General features: G+C 74.3%; 15 protein-coding genes. 5 read left to right on the top strand and 10 right to left on the bottom strand.

The window, feature by feature from the left end; translation table 11 throughout:
- Positions 1-87 precede the first annotated feature (87 nt).
- Positions 88-960 carry an aminotransferase class IV gene (locus ACQUFX_RS29095; protein WP_428963384.1) on the top strand — a complete coding sequence of 291 codons (873 nt, stop codon included), beginning with the start codon at positions 88-90 and terminating at the stop codon, positions 958-960.
- Positions 961-1,072: 112 nt separating this feature from the next.
- On the opposite strand, the gene ACQUFX_RS29090 is transcribed toward ACQUFX_RS29095, so the two are convergent.
- Both ACQUFX_RS29090 and mtfM read right to left on the bottom strand, forming a co-directional pair.
- Entirely contained in the window at positions 1,073-1,663 is a 591-nt protein-coding gene (locus ACQUFX_RS29090; RefSeq protein WP_428963383.1) for a heme-binding beta-barrel domain-containing protein, read from the bottom strand.
- A gap of 118 nt (positions 1,664-1,781) precedes the next feature.
- Positions 1,782-1,886, bottom strand: a complete 105-nt coding sequence (mtfM, locus tag ACQUFX_RS29085; protein WP_036376929.1) for a small membrane protein MtfM — start codon at positions 1,884-1,886, stop codon at positions 1,782-1,784.
- Positions 1,887-1,898: 12 nt separating this feature from the next.
- On the opposite strand from mtfM, the gene ACQUFX_RS29080 reads away from it, so the two are divergent.
- Positions 1,899-2,273: a DsrE family protein gene (locus ACQUFX_RS29080; protein WP_428963382.1), complete on the top strand. Its 375-nt coding sequence runs from the start codon at positions 1,899-1,901 to the stop codon at positions 2,271-2,273.
- A 193-nt stretch (positions 2,274-2,466) separates the two neighbouring features.
- On the opposite strand, the gene ACQUFX_RS29075 is transcribed toward ACQUFX_RS29080, so the two are convergent.
- Positions 2,467-3,369 (bottom strand): hypothetical protein, encoded by a 903-nt coding sequence (locus ACQUFX_RS29075; RefSeq protein WP_428963381.1) that lies wholly within the window; start codon positions 3,367-3,369, stop codon positions 2,467-2,469.
- Between the two features lie 300 nt (positions 3,370-3,669).
- On the opposite strand from ACQUFX_RS29075, the gene ACQUFX_RS29070 reads away from it, so the two are divergent.
- Positions 3,670-8,094 (top strand): S8 family serine peptidase, encoded by a 4,425-nt coding sequence (locus ACQUFX_RS29070; RefSeq protein ID WP_428963380.1) that lies wholly within the window; start codon positions 3,670-3,672, stop codon positions 8,092-8,094.
- A gap of 288 nt (positions 8,095-8,382) precedes the next feature.
- On the opposite strand, the gene ACQUFX_RS29065 is transcribed toward ACQUFX_RS29070, so the two are convergent.
- A complete protein-coding gene (locus tag ACQUFX_RS29065) occupies positions 8,383-8,622 on the bottom strand; it encodes a winged helix-turn-helix domain-containing protein (protein WP_428963379.1) in 240 nt (79 codons plus the stop codon).
- Positions 8,623-8,945: 323 nt separating this feature from the next.
- Here ACQUFX_RS29065 and ACQUFX_RS29060 point away from each other — a divergent pair, with 323 nt between their 5' ends.
- Positions 8,946-9,224, top strand: coding sequence for a hypothetical protein (locus ACQUFX_RS29060; RefSeq protein WP_428963378.1), 279 nt, complete (start codon positions 8,946-8,948; stop codon positions 9,222-9,224).
- 158 nt (positions 9,225-9,382) lie between these two features.
- Here ACQUFX_RS29060 and ACQUFX_RS29055 read toward each other — a convergent pair whose 3' ends face one another.
- The 6 genes from ACQUFX_RS29055 to ACQUFX_RS29030 form a co-directional block, all read right to left on the bottom strand.
- Complete coding sequence (locus ACQUFX_RS29055; protein ID WP_428963376.1) at positions 9,383-11,611, bottom strand: TPM domain-containing protein; 2,229 nt, start codon at positions 11,609-11,611, stop codon at positions 9,383-9,385.
- A 187-nt stretch (positions 11,612-11,798) separates the two neighbouring features.
- Positions 11,799-12,119: a DUF1416 domain-containing protein gene (locus ACQUFX_RS29050; protein WP_067362875.1), complete on the bottom strand. Its 321-nt coding sequence runs from the start codon at positions 12,117-12,119 to the stop codon at positions 11,799-11,801.
- 5 nt (positions 12,120-12,124) lie between these two features.
- Positions 12,125-12,973, bottom strand: coding sequence for a sulfurtransferase (locus ACQUFX_RS29045; RefSeq protein ID WP_067362753.1), 849 nt, complete (start codon positions 12,971-12,973; stop codon positions 12,125-12,127).
- Positions 12,974-13,177: 204 nt separating this feature from the next.
- Positions 13,178-13,255, bottom strand: coding sequence for an Ms5788A family Cys-rich leader peptide (locus ACQUFX_RS29040; protein ID WP_325050676.1), 78 nt, complete (start codon positions 13,253-13,255; stop codon positions 13,178-13,180).
- Between the two features lie 95 nt (positions 13,256-13,350).
- Complete coding sequence (locus tag ACQUFX_RS29035) at positions 13,351-14,142, bottom strand: LmeA family phospholipid-binding protein (protein WP_428963375.1); 792 nt, start codon at positions 14,140-14,142, stop codon at positions 13,351-13,353.
- Positions 14,143-14,255: 113 nt separating this feature from the next.
- Entirely contained in the window at positions 14,256-15,296 is a 1,041-nt protein-coding gene (locus ACQUFX_RS29030; protein WP_428963374.1) for a hypothetical protein, read from the bottom strand.
- A 277-nt stretch (positions 15,297-15,573) separates the two neighbouring features.
- On the opposite strand from ACQUFX_RS29030, the gene ACQUFX_RS29025 reads away from it, so the two are divergent.
- The gene (locus ACQUFX_RS29025) at positions 15,574-16,287 is read left to right on the top strand and encodes a winged helix-turn-helix transcriptional regulator (RefSeq protein ID WP_428963373.1); all 714 of its coding nucleotides are present in this window, start codon (positions 15,574-15,576) and stop codon (positions 16,285-16,287) included.
- The last annotated feature ends 102 nt before the right edge of the window (positions 16,288-16,389 follow it).

The raw sequence follows: 16,389 nt of genomic DNA, 5'->3' as shown, positions 1-16,389 counted from the left end.
GCCAGGCTGGATTCGGACACCGTCCGATCATAGTTCGGCGCCCGCGCCACGGCCGCGCGCCGGTCGGTCCGGTTACCCTCGGCGATCGTGGTGACGTCGAGGATCGCGGTACTCGGCCGGGGGCTGGTGCCGGCCGGGGAGCCCGTGCTGCGCGGCGACGACCTGGGGGTGCTGCACGGCGACGGCCTCTTCGAGACCCTGCACCTGCGCGACGGCCGGCCCTGGCTGCGCGACCGGCACCTCGACCGGCTGGCCCGGGCGGCCGACCTGGTGGCGCTGCCGCTGCCGCCCCGCGCCGCGCTGGTCGAGCTGCTGGCGGCGGTCTGCGTCGGCTGGCCGCCCGAGGTGGAGGGGGCGCTGCGGTTGGTCTGCACCCGGGGGCCGGAGGGCGGCGGCGGGCCGACCGTCTACGCCACCCTGGGCGAGGTGCCGACGGCCGTCCGGCGGGCCCGCCGGACCGGGATCGAGGTGGTCACCCTGCCTCTGGGCGTGGCCGCCACCGCCCGCCCCGACCTGGCCTGGCTGCCGACCGGGATCAAATCCACCTCGTACGCGGCGAGCAGCGCGGCCCGCCGCTGGGCCGCCGGCCACCGCGTGGACGACGTCCTCTGGGTCTCCACCGACGGGTACGCCCTGGAGGGGCCGACCGCCAACGTGGTCTGGCTGGCCGGCGACACCCTGTGCACGGTGCCGGCCGCCGCCACCGGGATCCTGCCCGGCGTGACCGTCCGGTGGCTACTCGACCAGGCGGGCCGGCTCGGCCTCACCCCCGCCGAGCGGATGGTCACCCCCGCACAACTCCGCGCCGCCGACGCCGCCTGGCTGGCCTCGTCCCTCCGGGGCCTGGCCGAGATCCGCACCCTGGACGGCCACCCCCTCCCCCCGGCTCCCCGCACCGTCACCGACCTCGTCAACCCACCCCCACCACCCCCACCCGGACCCCGCGCCCAGCCGCGTTGATCATGGACTTAGCGGCCGGCACGCACACCGGGACAGCCGCCAACTCCATGATCAACGCGACGGGTGGGGGGAGGGGGGGTGGGGGGTGGGGTGGGTGGGGTGGGGGTGGGGGTTAGCCGGCGATGCGGATTAGGCGGGCGGAGAGGTGCGGGGAGAGCGGGTGGCCGACGGCGGCCATCTCCTGGGCGTAGAGCAGGGCGCCCTCGACGATGCCGAAGAGGCGTTGACCGGCCGTGACCTCCTTGGCGGTCGCGGTCCGCACCACCGCGTCGGTGACGAACTCGATCTGCGTGCCCGTGCGCTTGCCGATGTGCAGCTCCATCACGCCGGTGGGGGTGCTCATCAACGCCTCCAGCTCGTCGGTGGCCCGGTCACCGGCCAGCACCGGCCGCCACCAGCCGATCTCCCGCCCCGCCGGGCGGACCGGGCGGCTCTGCTCGTCGAGCAACCACGCCCGGGACTCGTAGAACAGGAACGGCCGGCCGTCGTGGCTGATCCGGATCTCCTGCGCGAAGTCGAAGTCCTCGATACTGGGGAAGCCGCCCCGACCACGGCCCCGCCACACCCCGACGTACGGCAGCAGGCCGTCCAGCGTCGGGTGGAGCTTCGGCCCGACCCGCAGGTCGTGGCTCTCCTCGTACGGGTACGCGTCGACCGGGGGCGCGTTCAACCACGGCGGCTGTAGCGGGTTCTCGTCGCTCACGCGGCCAGTCCCTTCGTTCGCGACTGCGGGGCTCGCAAACCCGGCTCGCTCCTCGCGCTCACCAAGCCCATCTCCGTTCGCGACTGCGGGGCTCGCAAACCCGGCTCGCTCCTCGCGCTCACCAGCGTCCTCTCGACATGCGTACGGCAAGGTAGACCAGGCCACCGGCGAGCGCGCCGAGGCCCGCGACCAGCAGGCTGACGAACCCGATCTCGGTGACCACGCCGGTCATCCTATGCTGGGCGCCATGGCCCGCACTCTCGTCGTCAAGGCCACCGCCGGAGCGGACGCCCCGGAGCGGTGCGCCCAGGCGTTCACGGTCGCTTCCACCGCCGCCGCCGCAGGGGTGGACGTCTCGCTCTGGCTGACCGGTGAGTCGACGTGGTTCGCCCTGCCGGGGCGGGCCCAGCAGTTCGAGCTGCCGCACTCCGCGCCCCTGGCCGAGCTGCTGCACGTGATCCTCACGACCGGCCGGGTCACCGCCTGCACGCAGTGCGCCGCCCGCCGGGACATCGGCCCCGACGACGTCCTGCCGGGGGTACGGATCGCGGGCGCGGCCGTCTTCGTCGAGGAGATCATGGCCGACGACGCGCGGTCGCTCGTCTACTGACCGGGTCCACCCTCGGTCGCAGCCGCTCCCCGCACCTCTCCGACCACCACGACTGACCCCACTGGTCAGGCGTGCCCGCCGGGAGACACACCCCCCACCCGCATACCCATGGGGAATAATTATTCCTCACAGGCATACGCCGCCACGAGCATGTCTCTTTCCGTCCGCGTCACCGTGCGTGACGCTCCGACGGTCAGGGGGCGGGGCAGGGAGTGGTGGCGGCGAGGTGCAGGCGGGTGTCGGAGTGGTCCACCAGCACGGTGACCGGGCCGCTGCGGTAGGCGTACCCGTCGGGGGTGTCCAGGAGCAGGGCGCCGGCGGAGGCCGGGCGGGCGGCGGCGGGGTCGGCCGGCGGGTCGGTGCTGACCCGGGCGGTGCGTGCCCGGCGGTCACTGCCGGGGCAGGTGTTCATGAGCAGTTCGGGCGGGGTCGACGCGGGCCGCCCCAGCGCGGCCAGGGCCCGGCTCAGCGCGTCCACCTCGGGGCCGGCCGGCGGGGCGGCGAGCTGCTCGTAGCCGCCGAGGGGGCGGCAGCCGGTGTCGGCGCTGACCCGGACCCGGCCGGGCGCGTCGGGCCCGTCGGCGGCGGTGACCGGCTCCCCACCGGCGTCGACGAACTCGCCGGTGACGGTGACGAACTCCCCGGCGTCGGCGGAGAGCCGGGCGCCCCGGTCGCTGACCCGGACCCGGGCCTGGTACTCGGCGGGCAGGCCGGCGGCGATCCGCTCCAGCAGGGGGCGGGCCTGGTCAGCGGGGGCGACGATCTCCACCGCGCGGACCAGGGTGGCGCCCTCGACGAAGGGGGTGACCCGGCAGCCGGGGTCCAGCCGGTCCGGCCCGAGCAGCACGACCGGTTCGGTGCCCGCCGCGCCGAGCACCGCGCCGACCGCCCGGTCGACCACCGGGGCGGCCTCCGCCAGGGTGCGCTGTTCGCGGACGGTCGGCTCGTCGCGGCCGGCCGAGATCCAGGTGAGCGCCGCCAGCAGCACGGCCCAGGCGACGGTGGCGGCGATCAGCCAGCGCGGCCAGGGTCGGGCGGGCGGCGGCTCCGGCGGCCCGGGTGGCGGGACGTACCCGGTCTGGGCGGCTGCGTTCACCCGGTCATGGTGTCACGCGGCGCCGACCCGACCGCCGAGGCCCGCGCCGGCCCCGGGCGCGACGGGTGGACAGGTGAGCACACCGACGGCCAGCAGGGGTACCGATTCATCGAAACATATTGACTGATTGCCGACAGCCCAAGCCATTGATCGTTCTCTCTCTGCGCAAGAACATGACTCCCAGCGGAACCGGGGGCAGCCATCCGTCACCACCCGCCCCACCCGCTCCGGCGTGGCCGCGACCCCGGCGCACGCCACCGGGCCCGAAACGGATCGGGCCCGTCATCGTGGGGAGGAACAGTGTTCGAAAGACCCACCGGACGGTCCATGCTGCGCAGATCGGTGGTCGCCCTGGCGGCGGCCCTGCTCGCGCTCACCGCCCAGCCCGCCGTCGCCACGGCGGCACCGACCCGGGCCGGAGCGCCGGCCGCCCCGCCGTCGGCCGCGCGGGCCGAGGTCGACCAGGAGGTGCTCCGCCAGGTCGAGGCCGCCGGCACCGCGACCTTCCTGGTGTACCTGCGCGAGCGCGCCCCCCTCGACGGTACGGCGAAGCTGCGTGACGCCGACGGGCGCGCCCGCGAGGTGCACCGCCTGCTCACCAGCACCGCCGACCGGGCCCAGCGTGACCTGCGGGCCGTGCTGGACGAGCGGAAGGCCTCCTACACCGCGTACTGGATCGCCAACGCGCTGCGGGTCCGGGGCGACCGGGCGCTGCTCGACGTGATCGCGGCCCGCCCCGAGGTGGAGCGTGTCGAGCCGAGCCGCAGCTACCCGCTGGTCCGCCCGGAGTCGACGGGCACCGCGAAGGCCCGCACCGACGCCGTGGAGTGGGGCATCGCCAACATCCGCGCGCCCCAGGTCTGGGACGAGTTCGCCACCCGGGGCGAGGGTGTCGTGGTCGCCAACATCGACAGCGGGGTGGCGTACGACCACCCGGCGCTGGTCGGCTCGTACCGGGGCAACCTCGGCGGGGGCAGCTTCGACCACGCGTACAACTGGTTCGACCCGGCCGACGTCTGCCCGGGGACCGCGCCCTGCGACAACAACGACCACGGCACGCACACCATGGGCACGATGGTCGGCGACGACGGGGCCGGCAACCAGGTGGGGGTGGCCCCCGGCGCGAAATGGATCGCCGCCAAGGGCTGCGAGAGCAACAACTGCTCCGACGCCTCGCTGCTCGCCGCCGGTCAGTGGGTGCTCGCCCCGACCGACGCCAACGGGCAGAACCCGCGCCCCGACCTGCGCCCCGACATCGTGAACAACTCCTGGGGCGGGGACGGTGGGGACCCCTGGTACCAGCAGACCGTCGCCGCCTGGCGGGCCGCCGGGATGTTCCCGGTCTTCTCCGCCGGCAACGACGGCCCGGCCTGTGGCAGCGCCGGCTCCCCCGGGGACAACGCGAACGCGTACGCGGTGGGCTCGTACACCTCGACCAACACGATCTCGAACTTCTCCGGGCGCGGGAACGCCACCGACCCGGCCGCGTTCAAGCCGAACATCGCCGCCCCGGGCAGCAACGTCCGCTCCAGCGTCCCCGGCGGGTACGCCTCGTTCAACGGCACCTCGATGGCCGCGCCGCACGTCTCCGGGACGGTGGCGCTGATCTGGTCCGCCGCGCCGACCCTGCGCGGTGACCTGGCGGCCACCGAGGCGCTGCTCGACGGGACCGCGATCGACGTGGACGCCACCACCTGCGGCGGTACCGCCGAGGACAACAACGTCTTCGGCGAGGGCCGGCTGGACGCGTACGCGGCGGTGGGGCAGGCCCCGCGCGGCCCGGTCGGCCGGGTCAGCGGCACCGTCACCGACGCGGCCGACGGCGACCCGGTGGCCGGCGCGACCGTGGCGGCCGGCACCCGCCGGGCCGTCACCGGCACGGACGGCCGGTACGCGCTGACCGTCCCGGCCGGCGAGGTCACCCTGACCGCCAGCGCGTACGGCTACGGCGAGCGCACCGAGACCGTCACCGTCGCCGAGGGCGGCGCGGTGGTCCGGGACTTCGCGCTGCGGGCCGTCGCCTCGGTCACCATCTCCGGCCGGGTCACCGACGGCTCCGGCCACGGCTGGCCGCTGTACGCCTCGATCGAGGTCTCCGGCCGCCCCGGCGCGCCGGTCTTCACCGACCCGGTCACCGGCCGGTACTCGGTCACCGTGCCGGGCGACGCCACGTACCGGCTCACCACCACCGCCCGGTACCCGGGCTACCGCAGCGTGCCGACCGAGGTGACGGTGACCGACACGGCGAAGACCGTCGACGTCGCGGTACCGGTCGAGCCGGCCTGCGTCGCCGCCGGCTACGCCGGCAGCCTCAGCGCGCCGCTGCTGTCGGAGAGCTTCGACGGCGCCACGGCCCCGGCGGGCTGGACGGTGCGCAACCGCACCGACAAGGGTGGCTGGGTCTTCACCGACCTGGGCCGGCGGGGGAACCTGACCGGCGGCAGCGGCGGCTTCGCCATCGTCGACTCCGACCAGCTCGGCAGCGGCAACACCCAGGACACCGACCTGGTCTCCCCCACGGTCGACCTGTCCGGGGCCGCCGCGCCGGTGCTGCGGTTCAACAGCGACTGGCGGGCGGTCGGCATCAGCGACACCGCCGACGTCGACGTCTCCACCGACGCCGGGGCGACCTGGACCACCGTCTGGCACCAGACCACCAGCCGGCGCGGCCCCCGGGTCGAGGAGGTTCCGCTGACCCCGGCCGCGGGCGCGGCGACCGTCCAGGTCCGGTTCCGGTTCAAGGGGACCTTCGCCTGGTGGTGGCAGGTGGACAACGTCCAGTTCGTCAACCGCGAGTGCACGCCGGTGCCGGGCGGGCTGGTGGTCGGCACGGTCACCGACCGCAACACCGGGGCGCCGGTGGTCGGCGCGACGGTGACCAGCGACGACCGGCCGCAGGACCGGGCGACCACGGTGGCCACCCCGGAGGACCCGAACCTGCCGGACGGCTTCTACCACCTGTTCTCCGGGCTGACCGGGGAGCACCCGTTCACCACCGCGCGCACGCCGTACCCGCCGCTGACCAGGCCGGTCACCGTGGTCGCCGACGACGCCCGGCGGGCGGACTTCGCCCTCGCCGCCGGCCGGCTCACCGTCACGCCGACCACGATCGAGTCCCACCAGGCGTACGGCAGCACCCGCAGCACCCGGGTGACGGTCCGCAACACCGGTAGCGCGCCGGCCACCGTCGAGCTGCTGGAACGCGGTGGCGGGTTCGAGACCCTGGTGAACCGGGCGGGAGCGCCCCGCCGGGACGTCCCGGTGAAGGGCATCAGCAAGGAGCGCACCGGCGCCGCGTACGGCGGCGGGGTCACCGCCCGGGCCGGTTCGGCCGGCTCCGGCGGGAACGCGGCCGAGGCGTGGGCGCCGATCGCCAAGCTGCCGGCGGCGATCTTCGACAACGCGGCGGCCAACCTGGACGGCCGGATCTACTCCGTCGGCGGTGGCGGCGGCACCGGCCTGGAGCGCAAGGCCTGGGTGTACGACCCGGGTACCGGAGCCTGGTCGGCGCTGCCGGACCTGCCGAACGCCCGGTCCAAGCCGGTCGCGGCGGCGGTCGGCGGGAAGCTGTACGTGCTCGGTGGTTGGGGCGCGGACGACGACCCGGTCGCCTCGGTGGACGTCTTCGACCCGGCGGCGGGCACCTGGAGCACCGTGCCCGGGGCGGTCAACCCGGCCCCGGCGGCGGCGGCCGGCGGCGCGGTGGTCAACGGGCGGATCCACCTGGTCGGCGGCTGCCTCGACGCCACCTGCACCGACTCGAACAAGCTAATGGTCTTCGACCCGGCCACCGGCGCGTTCCGCACCGGCGCGGCGTACCCGCACGCCGTCTCCTGGCTCGCCTGCGGCGGGATCGGTGGCGCGCTCTACTGCGCCGGTGGCGTGGGCAGCACCGAGTACACCGACGCCTGGCGGTACGACCCGGGGGCGGACACCTGGAGCGCGCTGCCGAACCTGCCGGTGGACCTGTGGGGTTCGCAGTACGCCTCGGCCGGCGGGCTGCTGATCCTGGCCGGCGGGGTGACCGGCGGTTCGACCAGCGTCACCAACGTCACCCTCGGGTACGACCCGGTGGCCGGCCGCTGGCAGAACCTGCCGAACGCCGGGTTCGGCCGGTACCGGGGCGCGGCGGCGTGCGGGGCGTACAAGATCGGTGGTTCGCCCAGCTCGTTCGTCGGCTCGGCGGACAGCGAACTGCTGGCCGGGCTGGACCAGTGCACGGAGGCCACCGACCTGCCGTGGCTGTCCAGCTCGCCGGCCAGCTTCACCCTGGCCCCCGGCGCGTCCCAGACGGTGACGGTCACCCTCACCGCGACGGCGGCGGCCGGGGTCGTCCAGCCCGGCACCTTCACCGGTGAGCTGGGCTTCGTCGCCAACACCCCGTACCCGGTGTCGCCGGTGGCGGTGGAGATGAACGTCTCCCCGCCGGGGAGCTGGGGCAAGCTCCAGGGCACCGTCACCGGGGTCACCTGCGGCGGGGCGACGGTCGGGGTACCGGCCACCGTCCGGGCCAACCTGGTCGACTCGACCACCGGCTACACACTGACCGCCGACGCCCAGGGCCGCTACGTGTGGTGGCTGCCCCGGGGCCGGTACGACGTGATCGTGGCGAAGGACGGCTGGGTGCCGCAGGTCCAGCGGACCCGGGTCGACGCGGGCATCGTGCACACGCTCGACGTCGTCCTGAGTCCGGCGTCGACCTGCACCCGGGCGACCGGCATCTGACCCCTCGGCTCACCCCACGGTGGCCGTCGACCCACCCCGGTCGGCGGCCACCGTCATGCCCACCCCTTTCTCCCCCGCCCCGCCCCGCCCCGAGATCTTGGAGCCGAGTGGCCCCCATAGGGGCCGAAATCTTCCAAGGTTCTTTTGTTGGGGCGACCTAAGCCGACAAGGCGAGGGGAATTGTGGCCACATGGCCCCGTTCATGCCTATGCGGCACCCTCGACAGACAGAGTGACGTGGATCGGGATCGCGACAAATCCGCTCACGCTCCCGCCAGACGCCTGTCGGTCAGGGCTTGCGGAGCCAGGTGGCCGGGTCGGTGACGAAGACGCCCTTGCCCTGGTACCGCTCGACGACCTCCAGCGCCTCGAGCCGGATGTAGACCTGCTGGATCGTCGACGCGCCAACCTTGTGTAGCACGCAGAGTTGGGCGATCGAGGGCAGCTTGTCGCCCGGTTTCAGCTTTCCGCTGCGGACGTCGTCCATGATCGCGTTCGAGACTCGCAGGTAATCGGGCAGTGCAGGCATGGCGCTCCTCGCGTGGCACCCCCGATTCGATCACGGACACGCATGCCCGACAAGTAGCCGTGAGGACACGCTCACTCACTGTTGACTCTGCCGAGATGTGCGAATAAGTTGACCGACGAGCGCTCCTCGCGTGGCAACGGGCAGGGCTCACCTCCCGGCCGGGGCGGGTCCACCGTGGCCCGTCCCGGCCCCGACCAGTACCCCGGGCACGAGGTCATCGGCGAAAGGTGGTCAACGATGGGCAACCCGTTCCGGTTCCTCCGAAGGAACACCCGGATCGAACGGGCCCTGCGCGAGCGGGCCGCCACCCGGGGCGGCCCGTCGTGACCAGGCCGACGGACCACGACCTGGACTGCTCCCGGTACGTCGTCCACCTCACCGTACGGGTGGCGGACTTCGCCGCCGCGCACCTGTGCGCCCGCGCGGTCACCCGTTCCCTGTCGTTCCTGCCGGAACTGGTGCTGGGCGAGACGACGGTCTCCGTGGAGGGCGCGCCGAGCAACCAGCAGCAGGTCTTCTGCGACCGGCTGCTGGGCAACGGCCGCCGCTGTCTGCTCCGCCCGGGGCACCACGACGACTGCGCCCGCCGCCTCCGCCGCTGATCCGACACGCCCCGCCAGCTCCGCCGACGATGTGGATCCGGGGCGCACTGCCGCCGACGCCGACGGAGTAGACCCAACCTGCACCGCCGCCTCCCCCGACGGAGCAGACCCGACACGTAGGCAACGATCGCCACGGTGGGGTCAGCCGAGCAATGGGGTCAGAAGCGCCCGCCGCCGCCCCGGCGACCGCCCCCGCCGCCGCTACGCCGCCCGCTGGAGCCCCCGGACCGACGCACGCTGGAGCCACCACCTCGGTAGCCACCACTCCGCCGGGACCGGCTGCTGCTCCCCCCGTACCCGCCGCCCCAACCGCCGCCCGACGAGCCGCCGGAGAGGATCCCGCCGAGCAGGGCGCCCAGGAAGGCGTCCGCACCGGCCCCGGAGCCGCCGGTCGGTCCGGCGAAACCGCCGTGGGACCAGGCGTCGACGTCGGTACGGGCGGCCCGGCTGGCGCGGCCGGCGAGCTTCGCCGCCTCCTGCGCGGCGGCCAGGGCGGTCACCGGGTCGGCCTCGGCGAGCGCCCGCGCCCGGTCCAGGTGCTGACCGGCCTCGGCCAACAAGACCCGGGACTGCTGGCCGACGGCGGCCCGCCGGGTGTGCACGTACCGGCTGGCCGCGTCGATCTCGGCCGCCGCCACCTGGATGCTCCGCCCGAGCAGCGCCCGCGCCCGCGCCACCCGCTGGGCGGCCTCGATCGAGGTGGCCAGCGCCCGGTCCAGGGCGGCGTCCGCCGCCTCCAGCCGGTGCAGGGCCGCCTGCGGGTCCGTGGTCGGCCGGGCAAATTCCGCGCGTACGGCCGACGTCACCCGTTCCGCCTCGGCGACGGCAGCGGCCAACTCCGCCTGCCCCTCGACCGGCACCGGCCCGCCAACCGGCGTACCGGGGGCTCCGGCCGGTCCGGGCGTCCAGGCCGGCGCACCCGGGGCCACGCCGGCGCTCGGCGTACCCGGGGCTCCGGCTGGCGGGACCGCGGAGCCGGAGAGCAGGGCACGGCCCTGGGCGATCTCGGTGTCCAGCTCGGTGAGCAGGGCGTCGGCCGCCTCCCGGGCGGCGGTCAGGTCGCCGTCGAGCCGCTCGACCCCGCCCAACAGGGTGTCGACCTGACCCAGGGCTTCCTCGGCGGTCCGTACCCCGAGGGCGGCCCGGGGCAGGGCCTGCTCCCGGGCGGCCGTGCCGGCGTCGGCGAGCGTCGCGGCGGCGAAGGCCAGCCGATCCCGGGCCGCGTCCACGTCACCGGCCACGGTGGTCAGGGCGGACCCGGCGTACCGCTGGCGGAGCCGGGTCATGGTCGCGTCGGCCTGCTCCGTGCGCTGCTGGAGCGCGGTGCGGCGGGCCGCCAGGTCGGTCAGGAACTCGGTCACCCGGGGCTCGATCGCACGGAGCCGCTCGAACGCCTCCGCCTCGGCGTCGAGCCGCTGGTCCGCGCGCTCGCAGCGCTCGACGATCTCCAGCAGCCGCTGCCGGCGGGTGGCGTCGTCGACGTTCTCCTGGTCCAGGCTGATCCGCAGCCGGAACGCCTCGGCCAGTTCCTGCCGCGCCGAGACCAGGGCGGCGGTGAAGGCGGCGGTCGCCTCCGCGCCGTACTGCCCGGTGGCCAGGGCGAGTTCCTGCTCGCTGGCGTGCAACTCGTTGTCCAGTTCGACGAGGAGCCCGTTGGCCTTCGCCGCGATCTCCTCGGTCCGGGCGCGGGCCAGCTCGGCCGCCGCCCGCGCCTCCTTCCGGCGTCGGTGCCGGGGCCACCACCAGAGGGCCACCAGCACGGCGGCCAGCAGGAGCAGGGGTACGAGCACCTTCGCCGCCGAGCCGGCCCGCTCACCGCTCGACGGGGTGTCCGGCGGGCCGGGCTGGATCGCCGGCTGCGGAATGCTGCGCCCCTCGCTCGCCGTCTGGTACCCCTGGGCCGCCCCGATCACCGCCCCGGCCCAGTCGTTCGCGCCGAGCGGGGGCTCGATCGCCACCCGGGCGACCTCGTCGAGCTGGCCGTCGGTGAGCGGGTAGTCCTGGGCGAAGGAGTACGCGTACGACCGGTCCCGGGTGGCGATGGCCAGCAGCGCGTCCCGGTCGCCGAGGTCGCTGCGGGTGGCGGTCTCGTCGGCCCAGTTCTGCGCGCTCCGGCCGCTGAACGTGTGCACGAAGACCACGAAGAGCTGGAGCCCGGTGCGCTGGCGCAGCTCGGTGAGGGCCTGCTGGGCCGCGTCGCGCCGGTCGCCGAGCACGTCCGCCTCGTCGACGAGCTGACTGTCGAGTCGCATCGGCCGCTCGGCCAGCACCTGCGCGACCGGGACGGGGGCGGTCGACGGTCGGGTGGCCGCCGCCGGCCCGGCGAGCGTGGTCGTGCCGAGGATCAGGACGCCCACCAGCACGGCCGCCCGACGCAACATCACCATCGCCCCAGGCTAAACGCCCTGATCAAACCCCCCGTCCACCGCCTCCCACCGCACCGCTTCGCCACCCCGCCGCCCCGACGGCTCGGGCCGGTCACCCCCGAGGGGACGACCGGCCCGAGCCGATGTACGTGGTGAGAAGGGAACCCTGCTCTACCGCAGGCGTTAACAGGGGGCCCTTCCTTACACCTCAGGCGACCGTGACGGTCACCTCGTTGATGCCCCGGTCGGCGGTGACGGCGCTGTCGCCGTTGCCGTGCCGGGAGAGCGCCCGCAGGGTCCAGGCGCCCGGGGCGGCGAAGAACCGGAACTGGCCGGCCGGGGAGGTCACCACCTCGGCGGTGAACTCGCCGGTGGAGTCGAGCAGACGGACGTACGCGCCCGGCACGACCTCACCGGACTCGGCCCGGACCACGCCCGTGATGACGGTTTCCTTCTCCAGGTCGAGGCTGGCGGGCAGCGGCGCGGCCTGGTCGGGCGCGGCGCAGCCGGCGGCGGTGGGAGCAGTCATGGCGATCACGCCTTCCCGGGCTCGTCACCGAGCGCGACCGGCACGCCGACGAGCGAGCCGTACTCGGTCCAGGAGCCGTCGTAGTTCTTCACGTTCTGGTGACCGAGCAGCTCCTGGAGCACGAACCAGGTGTGCGAGGAGCGCTCGCCGATCCGGCAGTACGCGATGGTCTCCTTGCCGTCGTCCAGCCCGGCCTCGCCGTAGATCTTGCGAAGCTCGTCGTCGGACTTGAAGGTGCCGTCCTCGTTGGCGGCCTTGGACCACGGCACGCTGATCGCGGTGGGCACGTGGCCGGCCCGCTGGGCCTGCTCCTGCGGCAGGTGGGCGGGGGCGAGCAGCCGGCCGGCGTACTCGTCGGGGCTGCGCACGTCGACCAGGTTCTTCACGCCGATGGCGGGGACGATCTCGTCCCGGAAGGCGCGGATGCTGTTGTCCGGCTCGCTGGCGACGTACTGGGTGGCCGGGCGGGTCACCGCGTCGGTGACCAGGGGCCGGGCGTCCAGCTCCCACTTCTTGCGACCGCCGTCGAGCAGCTTGACGTCCTGGTGGCCGTAGAGCTTGAAGTACCAGTACGCGTACGCGGCGAACCAGTTGTTGTTGCCGCCGTAGAGCACGACGGTGTCGTCGTTGCCGATGCCCCGGGCGGACAGGAGCGCCTCGAACTGCTCCTTGTTGACGAAGTCCCGACGCACCGGGTCCTGCAGGTCGGTCTTCCAGTCCAGCTTGATGGCCCCGGCGATGTGGCCGGTGTCGTAGGCCGAGGTGTCCTCGTCGACCTCGACGAAGACGACGCCCGGGGCGTCGAGGTTCTTCTCGGCCCACTCGGCCGAGACGAGTGCGGTGTCGCGACTCATCAGATCACTCCCTGGTGAGGATGGATGGTGAGCCAGCGCGCGGAGGGCATCGGGTGTTGTGGTCGCACCACGCGCGGGACCCATGGGACGGACGGATCACGGGTTCGTGCGACGGCGCCGCTGCCGGGCGTATTGGGAGGCATCAGAGGGTACGCGGACCCTGCGTGCCGGATGGTCACTAGGCGACCAGGGACAGCCCCGCCGTCAGATGGCGGGGCGACACAGGCAGGTGGCCACGCGGCACAGGTCGACCGCGCGCCGTTTGGTGAGGAGCGTCCCCATGGGCAGGGAGCCTACCAGCCACCGGACCGAACGCCAGGTGACCGACCAGCATCCGAGACGGTCGGCCGAGGCCGACCGGTCCACCGGTCGGGCCCTCAGCCGGCCGCCTGGTTGATCGGCACGTCCCGCGCGTCGGCGGTGACGGCCAGCCCGCCGGGCAGCGGCCGGACCTCGCGGATGGTCAACTGGAACGGCAGTTCGGGCAGCGGCACGTCGATGGAGATCCCCTGGGCCCAGTTGTTGAGCAGGGTGCGGGCCAGCGGCACGGCGGGCAGCCCCTCGGCGTCCACCTCGTCGACCTTGAGCGCGACCTGCCCCTGCTCGCTCACCGTCACCTCGGCGGTGCCGTTGACGGTGAGCTGCTGGCCGAGGATGTCCACCGGGGCGGTGACGGCGAGCCGGCCGTCCCGCTCGCCGAGCGTGAGGCCCGGCCGGTCGAGCAGCGCGGCGAGGCTGTCGTAGCTGATCGTGCCGGTGCCGTCGACGGTCTCGGCGACCACGTCGCCCTGCCCGGAGCGCAGCGTGTCCAGCGACGCCCGGACGTTGCGCGCGTCGATGTCGAGGGAGGGCAGGTTGACCGCGTTGCCCTGGACCGAGCCGCGCACGTCGCGCAGCCGGATGGTGATCCGGTCGTACCGCCCGGCGACCACCTGGTTGAGGAAGGGGAAGCCGCCGACCTGCACCTCCGGCGGCGCCGACTCGACCTGCTGCCGGGCCACCTCCTGGCGGACCTGGTCGGCGATGGCACGCTCGGCCACGGCGACCGCCACCCGGTCGGCGACCACCGCCAGCCCGCCGAGGACCAGCAGCAGGACGACGAGGGTGACGAGCACCTTGCGTCCGCGTCGCCGGGGCCGTCCCTCGTTCGCCGGGTAGCTCTCCGCCACGCCGCCTCCTGTCCGCTGCTCGTCCTGGGAACGCCCGTCCCGGGAGCCCGCTCCGCCGGCGGCCCCGGGTCGCCGCCGGGATTACCCGGTGCGAGGAAATCTCAATCCGCGCCTCAGAGCAACAACAGACACATCGGGTACGCGGCCGCCGCCGCCATGGCGAAGCCACCGAGCGGCCCCTGGAGGTGCCGGGCGATCCACATGGTGGGCGGCTCCCCCGCCATCAGCCGACCCGCCTCGGCGTACCCGACGGCGAGGTCGGTCAGCACGGCGCTGACCGCCGCGAGCAGCCCGATCAGGGCGGCCCGGGTGGGCGTGAACGGGGTGACCAGGTAGCTGCCGAAGACCGCGCTGGCCAGCGTGCCGACCATCGCGCCGGCGACCACGCCGGCCGCACCCCGGGGCACCTGCGGGGCCAGCCGGGGCCAGGGCAGCACCGCGTCGGTCAGCCGGGCCACGGTGAGCGCCACGCCGGCGGCGGCCAGGCAGACGGTGACCGCCTGGGTACCGGCCGGGATCCGGCCGAGGACGAGCAGGCCGGCGAAGGCCACCACGCCGAGTACGGTCAGCAGGGTCACCCCGAGCGAGTCGGTGACCCGCCGCCGGTCCACCCGGCGGACGAGTTGACCGAGCACGGCGAGGACGAACCCCCCGACGGCGGCGTACCCCAGGGGGCCCGCGCCGGCCTCGGCGGAGTGGACGGCGGCGACGTCGGCGACCACCCCGGCCCCGGCGCTGACCACGGCGACCACCAGCAGCGCGGGCGGGCGGGCCGCCATCGTCCAGGCCAGGATGAACAGGATCTGCACGCCGAGCACGATGACCGCGAAGGGCAACCGGTGCCCGGGACCGGCGGTCTGCGCGCCGAGCACCAGCCCGAGGCAGAGCAGCGCGGCGAAGCCGGCGACGGCGAGCGAGAGCGGCCGGCGCACCTCGACCGGGGGCTCGTCCTCCTCGTCCTCGACCGCCTCCACCTCGTCGTCCGGGCGGCGCGCGGGCTCACCGCTCTTGCGGAACCGGCGGGGCCGGCCCCGCCCCCGCCGCTCCCCGGTGTCGTCGGGTCCGGTCCGTGGGGCGGGGGCCCGGCCGGACCGGTCCGCGTCGTCGTCGGTCCACGGGTCACGTCCGGTCTCGGGCGGGGTGGAGGGATACACGCCCCGATCGTGCCAGACCGGGCGGCAGATCCGGGGAACACGGTTTCGGCCAGGTTAAAACCTGATCCGCAATTTGGGGTAAGGGTGACGAACGGGATAAGCAGGGATGGCCGGGCAGAGGTCATCGGTTAGGCTCGACAGCACTTACCCGCCCGCCAGCGACGCCGGGACCAGACGTCAGATCCTGACGCCGGGCCAACGTCAGTTCTCAGCGGTGCATCCCACCGGACGCCGCTGGTCGCGCGCGGCTAGTGGCCGCCGGGACGGAGGTGATCGTGTGGAGATCCTGCTGCTGGTGACCGCACGCGCAGGCGAACCATCCGCGGTGCTGCCCGCGCTGGACCTGCTGCCACACTCGGTGCGCACCGCGCCCCGCGACGTGCGCACCCTGGTCGCCGGGCCGAGCCCGGACGCCGTCCTGGTCGACGCCCGCTCCGAGCTGAGCGAGGCCCGCGCGACCTGTCGGATGCTGCACGCCACCGGGCTCGGGGTGCCGCTGGTCGCGGTGGTCACCGAGGCCGGGCTGATCGCGCTCAACGCGGACTGGGGCGTCGACGACGTCATCCTCGCCTCCGCCGGCCCGGCCGAGGTGGAGGCCCGGCTGCGACTGGCGGTCGGCCGGCTGAGCAACGCCACCTCGGGTGCCGGCGGCTCGATCCGGGCCGGCGAGCTGACCATCGACCCGGACACCTACGCCGCGCGGCTCAAGGGCCGCCCGCTCGACCTCACCTACAAGGAGTTCGAGCTGCTGAAGTTCCTCGCCCAGCACCCGGGCCGGGTCTTCACCCGCGACCAGCTCCTGCGCGAGGTCTGGGGCTACGACTACTTCGGCGGCACCCGTACGGTCGACGTGCACGTCCGGCGGCTGCGGGCCAAGCTCGGCTCGGAGTACGAGTCGATGATCGGCACGGTCCGCCAGGTGGGGTACAAGTTCGTCGTGCCGCCGTCGCGGTCGCTGCCGGACACGGAGAGCACCCCCGTCCCCGTCTGATCCACCACTCCTACCGTTATTCCGATTCGCCCTTTTCGCCCCCTTAGTCGGTCATATCCTGAGTGCCGGATTCGGCAGGAGGGGGCGACGGTGGCTGCGTCG

It is taken from the genome of Micromonospora fluostatini (assembly GCF_050410825.1).
GTDB lineage: Bacteria > Actinomycetota > Actinomycetes > Mycobacteriales > Micromonosporaceae > Micromonospora > Micromonospora rosaria.
This window is presented reverse-complemented; position numbering and strand designations above follow the sequence as displayed.